Genomic DNA, 13395 nt, shown 5'->3' on the forward strand with positions numbered 1-13395 from the left:
CTGCGCGGCCGGGTTGTAGGAACCACACAAAACCTTTTGGTGTCTTCGCCTTAACTGCGCGATCCGGTCCTTGACCCGTCGCCCCCGGTCGGCACGAAGACGACACGGCGGGGTCGTCGCCGGAAGTGGGCAACTGTCGGTGCGTCATGGCACGATTTCGCGGGTGACCAGCAGAGCCTCGGCCGAGCAACTGCGGGACCTGGCGCGGCTGCGTCGGGTCCGGGACCGGATCGACCGTGAGTACGCTCAGCCGCTGGACGTCGAGGCGCTCGCCCGTGGGGTGAACATGTCGGCCGGTCACCTCAGCCGCCAGTTCCGGCTCGCCTACGGCGAGTCGCCGTACGCCTATCTGATGACCCGGCGCATCGAGCGGGCGATGGCGCTGCTGCGTCGTGGCGACCTGAGCGTCACCGACGTCTGTTTCGCGGTCGGTTGTGGCTCGTTGGGCACGTTCAGCACCAGGTTCACCGAATTGGTCGGCCTGCCGCCGAGCACCTACCGGCGTCAGGCGCTCACCGGCGCCGCAGAGCTGCCCGCGTGCGTGTCGAAGCAGGTGACCCGGCCGATCAGGATTCGAGAAGCGTCGGTGGGCCGGCCGCAGCTAGCGTGACCGGCGCACACGAACGTTCACGGGGATGGAGAGATCGATGAGCAGGACCACGAGCGCGGGCGCCCCGTCGTCGCACGTCGCCGACAGCCACGACCTGATCCGGGTGCACGGCGCACGGGAGAACAACCTCAAGGACGTCAGCATCGAGATTCCCAAGCGCCGGCTGACGGTGTTCACCGGGGTCTCCGGCTCGGGCAAGAGTTCGCTGGTGTTCGGCACGATCGCCGCCGAGTCGCAGCGGCTGATCAACGAGACGTACAGCGCCTTCGTCCAGGGCTTCATGCCGACCCTGGCGCGTCCCGAGGTCGACGTGCTCGACGGGCTGACCACCGCGATCATCGTCGACCAGGAACGGCTGGGCGCGAACGTCCGCTCGACGGTCGGCACGGTCACCGACGCCAACGCCATGCTGCGGATCCTGTTCAGCCGGCTCGGTCAGCCGCACATCGGCTCGCCGCAGGCGTTCTCCTTCAACGTGGCGTCGATCAGCGGCGCGGGCGCGGTCACCATCGAGCGCGGCGGCGCCACGACGAAGGAGCGCCGCAGCTTCACCGTCACCGGCGGCATGTGTCCCCGCTGCGAGGGGATGGGCCGGATCAGCGACTTCGACCTGTCCGCGCTCTACGACGACAGCAAGTCGCTCAACGAGGGCGCCCTGACCATCCCGGGCTACAGCGTCGACGGCTGGTACGGCCGCATCTTCAGCGGCAGCGGCTTCCTCGACCCGGACAAGCCGATCCGCAAGTTCACCAAGCGCGAGCTGAACGACCTGCTCTACAAGGAACCGACCAAGATCAAGGTCGACAACATCAACGTGACGTACGAGGGCCTGATCCCGCGGATCCAGAAGTCCTTCCTGTCCAAGGACCGCGAGGCGATGCAGCCGCACATCCGTGCCTTCGTCGACCGGGCGATCACCTTCGGCACCTGCCCCGACTGCGGTGGCACCCGGCTCAGCGAGCTGGCCCGGTCCTCGAAGATCGACGGGCGCAACATCGCCGACCTCTGCGCGATGCAGATCAGCGACCTGGCCGAATGGGTCCGGTCGCTGGACGCGCCGTCGGTGGCGCCGCTGCTGACCTCGCTCGGGCACACCCTCGACTCGTTCGTGGAGATCGGTCTCGGTTACCTCTCCCTCGACCGGCCGTCGGGCACCCTCTCCGGTGGCGAGGCGCAACGCACCAAGATGATCCGGCATCTCGGGTCGTCGCTTACCGATGTCACCTACGTCTTCGACGAGCCGACCGTCGGGCTGCACCCGCACGACATCGCCCGGATGAACGACCTGCTGCTGCGGCTGCGGGACAAGGGCAACACGGTGCTCGTGGTCGAGCACAAGCCGGAGACCATCGCGATCGCCGACCACGTCGTCGACCTCGGCCCCGGCGCGGGTACGGCCGGTGGCTCGGTCTGCTTCGAGGGCACCGTCGAGGGTCTGCGGGGCAGCGGCACCCTCACCGGTCGGCACCTCGACGACCGGGCCAGCCTCAAGGAGAGCGTACGGACCGCCACCGGCGCGTTGGAGGTCCGTGGCGCGGCGACGCACAACCTGCGCGACGTCGACGTGGACATCCCGCTCGGCGTGCTGGTCGTCGTCACCGGGGTGGCCGGCTCGGGCAAGAGTTCCCTGATCCACGGGTCGGTGTCCGGGCGCGACGGCGTGGTGGCGGTCGACCAGACTCCGATCCGCGGCTCGCGGCGCAGCAACCCGGCCACGTACACCGGACTGCTCGAACCGATCCGCAAGGCGTTCGCCAAGGCCAACGGGGTGAAACCGGCGTTGTTCAGCGCCAACTCCGAGGGTGCCTGCCCGACCTGCAACGGCGCCGGCGTCATCTACACCGACCTGGCCATGATGGCCGGGGTCGCCACCACCTGTGAGGACTGCGAGGGCAAGCGGTTCCAGCCCGCGGTGCTGGAATACCACCTCGGCGGGCGGAACATCAGCGAGGTGCTGGCCATGTCCGTCACCGAGGCCGAGGCGTTCTTCGGCACCGGCGAGGCCCGTGTTCCGGCCGCGCACGCCATCCTGGCCCGGCTGGTCGACGTCGGGCTCGGCTACCTCAGCCTCGGCCAGCCCCTCACCACCCTCTCCGGTGGCGAACGGCAGCGGCTCAAGCTGGCCACCCACATGGCCGAGAAGGGTGGCGTCTACGTGCTCGACGAGCCGACCAGCGGCCTGCACCTGGCCGACGTCGAGCACCTGCTCGGGCTGCTCGACCGGCTCGTCGACGCCGGCAAGTCGGTGATCGTCATCGAGCACCACCAGGCGGTCATGGCGCACGCCGACTGGATCATCGACCTCGGCCCCGGCGCCGGCCACGACGGTGGCCGGGTCGTCTTCGAGGGCACCCCCGCCGATCTCGTCGCCACCCGTTCCACCGTGACCGGTGAGCACCTGGCCGGCTATGTCGGCCGGTGAGGCAGGTGGTCAGGAATCGAGAAGCCGCACCGGTCCGGGCGCGATTAGCGTGACCAGCATGAACATCACCATCAACGCGAGTTTTCTGCCGCACACCGACCCGGAGGCGGCACTGACCTTCTACCGCGACATCCTCGGCTTCGAGGTCCGCCTCGACGTGGGGCACGGTGGGATGCGCTGGATCACCGTCGGTCCGCCCGGGCAGCCCGACACCTCCATCGTCCTCACGCCGCCGGCGGTCGACCCCGGCATCACCGCCGACGAACGCGCCACCATCGCCGAGATGATGGCCAAGGGCACCTACGCCGGCATCCTGTTGGCCACCCCGGAGCTGGACAAGACCTTCGACCGGCTCCAGGCCGCCGACGTCGAGGTGGTCCAGGAGCCGACCGACCAGCCGTACGGGCGACGCGACTGCGCCGTACGTGACCCCGCCGGCAACCTCGTCCGCATCCAACAGGTGCCCTGAACCCATCGCAGCCGTCGTTGTGGCAGTGGAGCTGGTCCGCACCCCGGGTGCCGACCAGCTCCAATGCCACCACCAGGTGGGCGGGGTGGGAATGAGGGAGTGGTTAGGCTGCGGGGGTGGGCGAGGAGGGACGGTGGCTGGCGGAGCGGGTCGACCGGCTCGTCTTCACCGATCTGAGCACTGACCAGGTCACCGCACTGTTGGTCGACACCGTGGTCGACTGGGCGCAGGGGCGCGGCTGGCGGGTCTACCGGCGGGCGCCGAGCGTGCTGCCGCTGCCGCCGCCGATGTCCGCCCAGCAGTCGGTGCTCGACGTGGCCTGTGCCCGCCCGGACGGGCCGCCGGTCGTGGTCGAGATCGACCACGGCACCCGCCGCCGCACCTGGGAGAAGCTGCTCGCCGAGGCGGAAGCCGGACGGATCCCGCTCTGGCTGCGCTGGGGCACCGGCCGCTTCGCCCCACCGCCGCCACCGATCCAGATGGTGACCTGCGAGGTGACCGCCCGGCCGGATCCGGCCGGACGAGGCCGGGTGCACAGCCGGCTGCCTCGGGCCCGGATGCAGCCGCCGGCCCACTCCGCGGTACGGCTCGGTGAGCCCGCCGCCGTCGAACTGCCGTTGCCACCGGCCCCACCACCGGAATAACCACTGTCGCGCCTGGACGGTCCTCGAGGGGCGATGTCGGTGACTCCCCGAAGTGAGGCCGTTGCCGTACCATCGGGCTGATTTCCTACCTGGCCGGTGCGGAGGCCGCATGGACGAGGTGACCCTCGGGGCGCTCCGCCTCCTTGAGGAGGCGCAGGCCGGTGGCGCGGCGCAGGTGTTGACCGCCGCGGAGTCGGCACTTCGCGAACCCACCGGGCAGATCGGCGACGGCCCGGCGGCGATGCACTTCGCCCGCGTGGTGGCCCTGACCCGCCTGGGTGACCTGCGGGCCGCGATCGACGCCGCCGATCTGATGCTGGCCGCCGCCGACCGTGAGGGCAGCGCCGGCTGGCGGTCCTGCGCGCTGTCGCTGCGGGCGACCCGGCGGCTCCGCCTCGGCGGTCAGGACCTCGCCGAGTACGACATCGAAGCGGTGCTCCGCGATCTCGTCAGCGCGGAAACCGCCCTGCTGGCCGACGAACCTAACCCGGTGATCACGGGCAACGCGCACACCGGGATCGCGATCGGCTACGCCCAGCTTCGCCTCTACGAGTTGGCCGCACCCCAGTTCGAGGCGGCCTACCAGGCGACCCGGCACGCGTCCTATCCGGACAACGGCAACCGGGCGATGTGGCTGTGCAACCTCGCCGAGCTCAACCTGATCTGGGCGTTGGAGCTGTACCAGGTCGGTCGGATCGCCGAGGCGGAACGGCACACCACCGCTGCGGAGGAGTACGCGATGCGGGCGGTCGCCGAGGCGTCCGGCCCCAAGGCGGAGGTGTGGCGGCTCTCGGCCCTGCTGTACGCGGCGTGCTCCCGCGCCGACCGGCAGGACCCGGCCGCTGCGGCGGTCGACATTCCCCGCTACACCAACCTGCTGCGCGTTCACGGCCTGCCCGAACAGCATCAGGAGATCCTGCTGTGCCGGCCCTTCCACGCCGTCGCGCTGCGCCGGTCGGGGCGACCCGAGGAGGCGCTGCGGGTCATCGAGGAGGCCGTCGCCCTGCTGTCACCCGAGACCGACTGCCTGATCTCGGCGGCGGTGCACCGTACCCACGCGGTGCTGCTGGCGGCGACCGGCTCGGCCGGTGCGCGACCCGGGCTCACCTACGGCGACACCCTCGCCGAGTTGTTGTGGCGGCAACGGCACCACTGGCTGCACACCGCGATGACGATGCAGGCGTACGACGCGCTGCGGTGGCAGCACGAGCAGGCCGAGCGGGCGGCGCAGACCGATCCGCTGACGGGTGTGGCGAACCGCCGTGGTCTCGACAGGTTCCTGCGTGCTCTGGCCCATCCCGACGCCGCCGACCACCCGGTGGCGGTGCTCGCCGTGGACATCGACCGGTTCAAGCACATAAACGATTCGCTTGGCCATTCCACCGGCGACGACGTGCTGCGGGCGGTGGCGCAGCTGCTCACGACGAGCGTGCGGCAGGGCGACTTCGTGGCGCGGTTGGGCGGGGACGAGTTCGTCGCCATCCTGCCGGGCGCGGACGCCACGCTCGCCCGGCTGGTGGCGCAGCGGACCGTGGAGGCCGTCGCCGGCCTGACCGCCTGGCCGGCGCAGGTCAGCGTCGGGGTCGCCTACGGTCCGGCGTACTGCCTGGAGCAGGCGCTCAGCCACGCCGACAGCGCGATGTACGCGGCCAAGCGCGCGGGCGGCAACCGGGCCAGCTGCCTGGCGGTCTGACCGGCCCGATCCCTGCCGGGTTGAGGGCTGATGTGGCTCAGAGGTGGTCGCGGACCCAGTCGGCGAGCAGTCGGGCGCACTGGTCCACCGACTCCTGCCAGGTACGCGCCGCCCCGTCGCCGGCTTCGTCGCTGACCTGCTTGATCAGACGGACCGGTACGCCGAACCGCTGGGCGGTCGAGGCGACCGCGTAGCCCTCCATGTCGACCAGGTGGGCGCGGGTGGCCAGGGCGGCGCGGGCGTCGTCGTCGGCGATGAACTGGTCGCCGGTGGCGAGCACCGGGCCGTCGCCGAGGGCCAGCGGCGCGCCGACGGACTGACCGGTCAGCCGGCGGAGGAAGTCGGTGTCCAGGTCGTGTTGCAGGACGCTGCCCACCTCGTGGGTGCCGGCCCAGCCGGGGTGCAGCGCGCCGGCGGTACCGAGGTTGATCACCGCCGCGGGTAGCGGTGTGCGGGCCAGGGTCGCCGCGACGGCGGACGCCGCGTTGATCTTGCCCATGCCGGTGAGCAGCACCGGCAGGCGCGCATCGAGGTGGGCGGCCTCCTCCGCGAGGGCCAGCACGAGCAGCGGGCGATCAGGGCTGATCGTTCCTCGAAGATCCATCGGGCGATGGTAGCCGGAGACCGGGGCCGGTCAGCGGTGCCGGCCGGCCCCGACCGCACCCGAGGTGTCGAGCTTGTCGCGCGGAGCCGCCTCGCTCGCCCGGCGACGGTCGGTGCGGCAGACTCAGGTGATCGCGCGGCCGGCCGGGCCGCCGTACTGCCGGTCACCCGGCGGGAGGTGGGACGTGCGCATCGCGTTGTTCGTGACCTGCCTGGCCGACACCGTCTTCCCCGAGGCGGCGAAGGCCACGGTACGGCTGCTGGAGCGGCTCGGTCACGAGGTGGTCTTCCCGACCGAGCAGACCTGCTGCGGGCAGATGCACGTCAACACCGGCTACCAACGCGAGGCGCTGCCGTTGATCCGTCGACACGTACGGACCTTCGACCCGTACGACGTGATCGTGGCGCCGTCGGGGTCGTGTGTCGGGTCGGTGCGCCACCAGCACCCGCTGGTCGCCCGACGAGCGGGCGACGACCGGTTGGCCGGCCGGGCCGAGGACGTGGCGGCGCGGACGTACGAGCTGTCGGAACTGCTCGTCGACGTGCTCGGGGTGACCGATGTGGGCGCCTACTACCCGCACCGGGTCACCTACCACCCGACCTGCCACTCGTTGCGGATGCTGCGGGTCGGGGACCGGCCGCTGCGACTGCTGCGCGCGGTACGCGGTCTGGACCTGGTCGAGCTGCCGGACGCCGAGCAGTGCTGCGGATTCGGTGGGACCTTCGCGATGAAGAACGCCGACACCTCGACGGCGATGCTTGCCGACAAGATGCGTCACGTGCTGTCCACCGGGGCGGACGTCTGCACCGCGAGCGACTCCTCGTGCCTGATGCACCTCGGCGGCGGCCTGTCCCGGCTGCGTACCGGGGTCCGGACGGTGCACCTCGCCGAGATCCTGGCCTCGACCGAGCGCAGCGCGACCGCCGGTGAGCGTGTGGCGGTGCAGCCGTGACCCACACCTTCCTCGGCATGCCGTCGACCGCGCCGCCCGGCGTGGGACACCTGCGCGGCACGGAGCCGTTCCCGAGCGCGGCCCGGCGCAGCCTCGCCGACCCGCAACTGCGGCGCAACCTCGGGCACGCCACCGCGACCATCCGGGCCAGATCGGCCGGGATGATCGCCGAGGTGCCGGACTGGCAGCAGTTACGCGAGGCCGGCCGGGCGATCAAGACAGATGTCCTGGCGCGCCTGCCCGAGCTGTTGGAGCAGCTTGAGGAGCGGGTGACCGAGGCCGGTGCAGTGGTGCACTGGGCTGCCGACGCCACCGAGGCCAACCGGCTCGTCACCGACCTGGTGCGGGCCACCGGCAGCGAGCGGGTGATCAAGGTCAAGTCGATGGTCACCCAGGAGATCGGGCTCAACGAGGCGCTGGTCGCCGCCGGGATCGCGCCGGTGGAGACCGACCTGGCCGAGCTGATCGTCCAACTCGGTGACGACCGCCCGAGCCACATCCTGGTGCCGGCCATCCACCGTAACCGGGCCGAGATCCGGGAGATCTTCCTGCGGGCCATGCCCGGTGTGGATCCCGGGTTGAGCGACGAGCCGGCCGCCCTGGCCGCCGCCGCCCGTGGTTACCTGCGGCAGACGTTCCTCACCACGAAGGTGGCCGTCTCCGGGGCCAACTTCGCCGTGGCGCAGACCGGCACACTCGCGGTGGTGGAGTCCGAGGGCAACGGACGGATGTGCCTCACCCTGCCGGAGACGCTGATCACCGTGATGGGCATCGAGAAGGTGGTGCCGACCTGGCAGGACCTGGAGGTGTTCCTGCAACTGCTGCCCCGCGCCTCGACGGGGGAGCGGATGAACCCGTACACCTCGATGTGGACCGGTGTGACGCCGGGGGACGGGCCGCAGGCGTTCCACCTGGTGCTGCTGGACAACGGCCGCAGCGCCGTACTGGCCGACCCGACCGGCCGGCGGGCGTTGCACTGCATCCGCTGCTCGGCCTGCCTGAACGTCTGCCCGGTGTACGAGCGCACCGGCGGACACGCCTACGGGTCGGTCTACCCGGGGCCGATCGGGGCGGTGCTGTCCCCGCAACTGACCGGGGTGGCCGACAACGCCTCGCTGCCGTACGCCTCGTCGCTCTGTGGCGCCTGCTACGACGCGTGCCCGGTGATGATCAACATTCCGGAGTTGCTTGTGCAGTTGCGCGACCAGGCACCGCACCCGCGCGCCGAGGCGGCGGCGATGGCGGCGGCCGCGTACACGATGGACCATCCGCGGTTGTACGAGGCGGCGCAGCGGGCGGTACGGCTGAGCCGGCTCGCCGGACGGCGTGGGCGCGCGCTGCCGCCGCCGCTGGACGGCTGGGCCGCAAGTCGTGATCTGCCCGACCCGCCGTCGCAGACGTTCCGCCAGTGGTGGGCCGGGCGATGAGCTCCCGGGACCTGGTGCTCGGTCGGCTGCGCGCCGCCCTCGCCGCCGGTGGCCCGGTCGCTTCCGTCGAGGTGCCCCGGGACTACCGGCACACCGGCCCGCTCGACCTGGACCGGTTCGTCGCGCGGCTGATCGACTACCGGGCCCGGGTGCACCGGGTGAGCGAGGACGCCGTCGCCGACACGATCGCCGCGATCCTGCCGGCGGGAGCGACGGTCGTCGTACCGCCGGGGTTGCCGTCGGCCTGGTTGCCGTCGACGGTGACCGTGCGGCCCGACCGCGACCTCGACAACGGGCGGATCGCGGCGGCGGACGCCGTGGTCACCGCCGCGGCGGTGGCGGTCGCCGAGACCGGCACGGTCGTCCTCGACGGCTCACCCGACCAGGGTCGACGGGTGCTCAGCCTGCTGCCGGACCGGCACGTCTGCGTGCTGCGGTCGGCCCAGGTGGTGGCGACCGTGCCCGAGGCGCTCGCCCGGCTCACCCCGCGGCGTCCGCTGACCTGGATCAGCGGTCCGTCGGCCACCAGCGACATCGAACTCGACCGGGTGGAGGGCGTGCACGGGCCGCGCACCCTGCACGTCGTCCTGTTGCCCTGATCCGACGACCACGCTGCCGACGCAAGGCCCGTTCGGTCGACGGCCGGCTCCGGTCGGGCCCCGGATCTTCGTCACGACAACCGTTGTATCGACGATCGTCGACTGAAAGACTCGGTGTGGATCGCGTGGGGAGTCGCGCGATTCGTTGCAGGGCAAGAGGACGCACGGGAAGAACCCCGTGCCGGGCCGTCCTCCTCCAGTTGGAACGACCGGCCGCCGCGAGCGGTGGCCGACCCGGGAGGTACGGATGAAACGCATGTTCGGCGTGGTGCTGGCCACCGCGACCCTGACCCTGGCCGCCGGGCTCGCCACACCCGCCGTCGCGCAGACCGCACCCGTGGCGACCCCGACGCCGTCGCCGACCCCGGTCTGCCCACCGGTGCTGCCGATCAACGCCATGGTGACCGGGACGACCGCGAACAGCGTGACCATCACCTACAGCGCGTTCGTCGTCCCGCCCTGCGGCTACGACCCGCCGATCACGTTCCACCTGTTCGGCAGCCACGACGACGCCATCGACTGGCAGGACCCGATCGCCCAGGGCACCTCGGGACCGGAGCGCTCCGGCACGGTCACCATCGACGGGTTGACCCCGGGCACCGAGTACTGGTTCCGGCTCAGCGACGCGCACGGGGTGCGGGACCGGTACGTCATCGGCGGGCCGGCGCGGACCGGGCTGCCGGCACCGTGCATCGCGACCGCCACCGTCGACAGTGGATGGGGAAGCGGTTTCGTCGCCACGGTCACCGTCCGTAACACCGGTGCGGACCAGCTCAACGGATGGCGCGTGCGGTGGAGCTGGCCCGGCGGCGGCAGCGTCCAATCGATCTGGAACGCGGTGGTGGAGACGACGTCGACCGAGGTGACGGCGCGGCACGCCGAGTACAACCGGGTCCTCGCACCGGGTGCGTCGACGACCTTCGGTCTGCTGGCCGCGACCAGCAGCGTGCCGGCGGGGTTCACGCTCACCTGCGAGCGGTGGTCCTGACAACTGCCACAGCATCCGGCCACACGGATGATGGTAAATGCGTTACCGGGTGGTAACGATGTTGTGTCATGGACTCCGCCCTGACCCTGATCGGACTACCCATCGCCCTCGGCGTCATCATGCTCGGTCTGGGTCTCGGCCTGACCGTCGCCGACTTTCGCCGGGTGGCCCACCATCCGAAGGCGGCCGTGATCGCGCTGGCGTGCCAGGTGCTGCTGCTACCGGCGCTCTGCTTCGGTCTGGTGCTCGCCTTCGGTCTGCCGCCGGAACTGGCCGTCGGGATGATGCTGCTCGCAGCATCGCCCGGCGGCACCACGGCCAACCTCTACAGTCACCTCTTCGGCGGGCACGTCGCGCTCAACATCACCTTGACCGCCATCAACTCGGTGCTCGCCGTGTTCACCCTGCCGATCGTGGTCAACCTCGCGGCGGCGTACTTCCTCGGCGACGCGCGCAGCATCGGTCTCCAGTTCGACAAGGTGCTCCAGGTCTTCGCCATCGTGCTCGTCCCGGTCGCCATCGGCATGCTGGTCCGTGCCTGGGTCCCCCGGGTCGCCGAGAGCCTGAACCGCCCGGTACGCATCCTGTCCGTGGTCGTGCTGGTCGCGGTGATCGCCGGTGCCGTGGTCGGCGAGCGGGACAACCTGGCCGACTACTTCGTCTCGGTCGGTCTCGCCGTGCTCGCGTTCAACCTGGTGAGCCTCGGGATCGGCTACGGCGTGCCCCGGCTGGCCGGCATCGACCGGGGTGCCGCCAAGGCGGCCGGCTTCGAGATCGGCATCCACAACAGCACGCTGGCCATCACGATCGCGCTCAGCCCGGCGTTGCTCAACAGCAGCCAGATGGCGATCCCGGCAGCCGTGTACGGCGTTGTCATGTTCTTCACCGCCGCCGCCTTCGGCTACCTGGTGAACCGCGTCGGCACCCGGACCAGCACCTCTCCGAGCGGTGCCACCACCGTGTGAGGTATGCGACTGTCGTGACGCTGACAGCCCGTGGGGCAACGGGTGATGCGCCGTGCGGGTACAACGATCGTTGAACGTTCATGCCATCCCCCGTTTCGCCGCTCTGTCGCTGCCGTGACGCCACGGCAGGCGCGCGCGGGCAGGCGCCGTCTCGTACCCCTCTTTGGAGAGCCCATGTCCCTCTCTCCGGCCCAGGTCTTCGCCACGTTGAACGCGGTGCGACCGCTCGACCAGCCGTCGCCGTCCATCGACAAGGCCGTCGTGCTCGGCGGCAGTGTCGCTGGTCTGCTGGCCGCGCGGGCGTTGGCGGAGCACGCGCAGAGCGTCGTCGTCATCGATCGGGACGACCTGCACGTCCCGGGTCGCCGGCCCGGCGTGCCGCAGGGGACGCAACTGCACGCCCTGCTGCCGGGCGGCTTCCTGCAACTCGAGCGGCTCTTCCCGGGCTTCGGCAGGCAGGCCGTGGCCCAGGGAGCGGTCGAGGCACCACCCGAGGCCCGCCGAAGCTACCTCGACGGGCGGTTGAAGGTCGTCGTGCCGGGCGACGCCGACAGCCTGGCCGGCAGCCGGCCGCTGTTGGAAGGGCTGATCCGGCAGCAGGTCCTGCGGTTGCCCAACGTCAAGACGATCACCGCCCGCGCCACCGGTCTCGTCTTCGACGGCGCCGTCACCACCGGGGTCCGCTACGAGGTCGGTGGCACTGCCGGCACCGAGAACGCGGATCTCGTGGTGGACGCCATGGGCCGGTCGAGCCGGCTCTCCGACTGGCTGGAGCAGGCGGGCTGGGAACGCCCTGAGATGCGGCGGATGAGCGTGCACCTCAACTACGCCACCGCGCTGTTCCGGCGTCGGGCGGACAAGCCGCAGCACACCGTCGTGCTGGCGCTGAACAGCCCGCGGACGTCGGCGGCGGTGGCCGGGGCGGCGTTCTTCGCCATCGAGGACGGCCGGTGGATGGCGATGATGGCCGGGTACGCGGACAATCGTCCGGGCCGTACACCTGAGGACTTCGTTCGCCGGCTGCGCGAGTTCCCACCCGAGTTCCACGAGGTCGCCGACAGCGAACTGCTCGGCGACGTGCAGACCTACCGGCACGCCGACAGCCGGCGGCGGGACTTCCACAAGCTGAGCTGCTTCCCCGCCGGGCTGGTCCCGGTCGGCGACGCTGTCGCCTCCTTCAACCCGGTGTACGGGCAGGGCATCACGGCGGCGGCCCTGCACGCCGCCTGCCTGTCGACGTACCTGCGTGCCGGGCCGGATCTGCGGCAGCCGGCCCGCGAGTTCCTGGCCCTGCAGCAGGTCGTGGTCGACGCCGCGTGGTCGATGTCGACCTCCGCCGACCTGGCCCTGCCGCACGTCGACGGCCCGTACCCGCGTGGCTACCGGTTCTCCCGCTGGGTCAGCCGGCAGATCGTCGACGCGACTGTCACCGACATCGCCACCGCCCGCCGGTTCAACGACGTGGTGTCCCTGTGCGAGCACCCGAACGCGCTGGCCAGGCCCGGGGTCATCCTGGGTGCGCTGCGCGCGAACCTGCGGGCCCGGTGACGAGGCACGCCTCTGGTGATCGCCGCGCCCGACCGGCAGAGTGATCTCCGTCGGCTCATCCGGAGTGGAACGGAGTGCATGGTGGCGTACGTCTTCCTGCTGCTCGCTATCGCCGCCGAGGTCACCGGCACCAGCCTGCTCAAGGCCACCGAGGGATTCACCCGCCTGTGGCCGACGCTCGGGCTGGCGGTGTCCTACCTGACGGCGTTCGCGCTGCTCGCCCAGGCGGTGAAGGGCATCGAGGTCGGTGTCGCGTACGCCCTGTGGTCGGGGTTGGGCACCGCGGCGATCGTGGCCATCGGCGCGACCGTGCTGGGTGAACCGCTGACCGTCACCAAGGTGGTCGGGGTCGGTCTGATCATCGCCGGCGTCGTCCTGCTCAACCTGCGCGGCGCGCACTGACGTCCCGGTGTGATCCCGCTGGTCACGCCGGGACCGGCCCCGCAGCATTTTGCGCGAACCGCGGTACCGGTC

The 13395-nt window shown here is 71.2% G+C and carries 13 protein-coding genes; 12 read left to right on the forward strand and 1 reads right to left on the reverse strand.

Annotated elements, in window-relative coordinates:
• Nucleotides 1-163: 163 nt before the first annotated feature.
• The 5 genes from EG812_RS18540 to EG812_RS18560 all read left to right on the forward strand — a co-directional run bounded on the left by EG812_RS18540 (nt 164) and on the right by EG812_RS18560 (nt 5838).
• Entirely contained in the window at nt 164-610 is a 447-nt protein-coding gene (locus tag EG812_RS18540) for a helix-turn-helix transcriptional regulator (RefSeq protein WP_126712292.1), read from the forward strand.
• 37 nt (nt 611-647) lie between these two features.
• A complete protein-coding gene (locus EG812_RS18545; RefSeq protein ID WP_013732482.1) occupies nt 648-3032 on the forward strand; it encodes an ATP-binding cassette domain-containing protein in 2385 nt (794 codons plus the stop codon).
• A 58-nt stretch (nt 3033-3090) separates the two neighbouring features.
• Nucleotides 3091-3501, forward strand: a complete 411-nt coding sequence (locus EG812_RS18550) for a VOC family protein (protein WP_013732483.1) — start codon at nt 3091-3093, stop codon at nt 3499-3501.
• A gap of 116 nt (nt 3502-3617) precedes the next feature.
• On the forward strand, nt 3618-4145 hold the full coding sequence (locus tag EG812_RS18555; protein WP_013732484.1) for a hypothetical protein: 528 nt from the start codon (nt 3618-3620) through the stop codon (nt 4143-4145).
• A gap of 109 nt (nt 4146-4254) precedes the next feature.
• Nucleotides 4255-5838 (forward strand): GGDEF domain-containing protein, encoded by a 1584-nt coding sequence (locus EG812_RS18560; protein ID WP_013732485.1) that lies wholly within the window; start codon nt 4255-4257, stop codon nt 5836-5838.
• A 37-nt stretch (nt 5839-5875) separates the two neighbouring features.
• Here EG812_RS18560 and EG812_RS18565 read toward each other — a convergent pair whose 3' ends face one another.
• The gene (locus tag EG812_RS18565; protein ID WP_043720163.1) at nt 5876-6442 is read right to left on the reverse strand and encodes a nucleosidase; all 567 of its coding nucleotides are present in this window, start codon (nt 6440-6442) and stop codon (nt 5876-5878) included.
• Nucleotides 6443-6626: 184 nt separating this feature from the next.
• Between EG812_RS18565 and EG812_RS18570 the strand changes: the two genes are divergently transcribed.
• The 7 genes from EG812_RS18570 (at nt 6627) to EG812_RS18600 (ending at nt 13323) form a co-directional block, all read left to right on the forward strand.
• The gene (locus EG812_RS18570) at nt 6627-7394 is read left to right on the forward strand and encodes a (Fe-S)-binding protein (RefSeq protein WP_013732487.1); all 768 of its coding nucleotides are present in this window, start codon (nt 6627-6629) and stop codon (nt 7392-7394) included.
• A gap of 17 nt (nt 7395-7411) precedes the next feature.
• On the forward strand, nt 7412-8821 hold the full coding sequence (locus EG812_RS18575; protein WP_043723550.1) for a lactate utilization protein B: 1410 nt from the start codon (nt 7412-7414) through the stop codon (nt 8819-8821).
• Nucleotides 8818-9420: a LutC/YkgG family protein gene (locus EG812_RS18580; protein WP_043723555.1), complete on the forward strand. Its 603-nt coding sequence runs from the start codon at nt 8818-8820 to the stop codon at nt 9418-9420. The genes EG812_RS18575 and EG812_RS18580 overlap by 4 nt, the downstream gene beginning before the upstream one ends.
• 247 nt (nt 9421-9667) lie before the next feature.
• Nucleotides 9668-10408, forward strand: coding sequence for a cellulose binding domain-containing protein (locus tag EG812_RS18585; protein WP_233579542.1), 741 nt, complete (start codon nt 9668-9670; stop codon nt 10406-10408).
• Between the two features lie 68 nt (nt 10409-10476).
• Nucleotides 10477-11373, forward strand: a complete 897-nt coding sequence (locus EG812_RS18590) for a bile acid:sodium symporter family protein (protein ID WP_126712293.1) — start codon at nt 10477-10479, stop codon at nt 11371-11373.
• Nucleotides 11374-11547: 174 nt separating this feature from the next.
• Nucleotides 11548-12921, forward strand: coding sequence for an FAD-dependent monooxygenase family protein (locus tag EG812_RS18595; RefSeq protein WP_126712294.1), 1374 nt, complete (start codon nt 11548-11550; stop codon nt 12919-12921).
• Between the two features lie 78 nt (nt 12922-12999).
• Nucleotides 13000-13323 carry a DMT family transporter gene (locus tag EG812_RS18600; RefSeq protein WP_269764244.1) on the forward strand — a complete coding sequence of 108 codons (324 nt, stop codon included), beginning with the start codon at nt 13000-13002 and terminating at the stop codon, nt 13321-13323.
• The last annotated feature ends 72 nt before the right edge of the window (nt 13324-13395 follow it).

The sequence above is a fragment of the Verrucosispora sp. FIM060022 genome, from assembly GCF_003977705.1.
GTDB classification, from domain to species: Bacteria; Actinomycetota; Actinomycetes; order Mycobacteriales; family Micromonosporaceae; genus Micromonospora; species Micromonospora gifhornensis.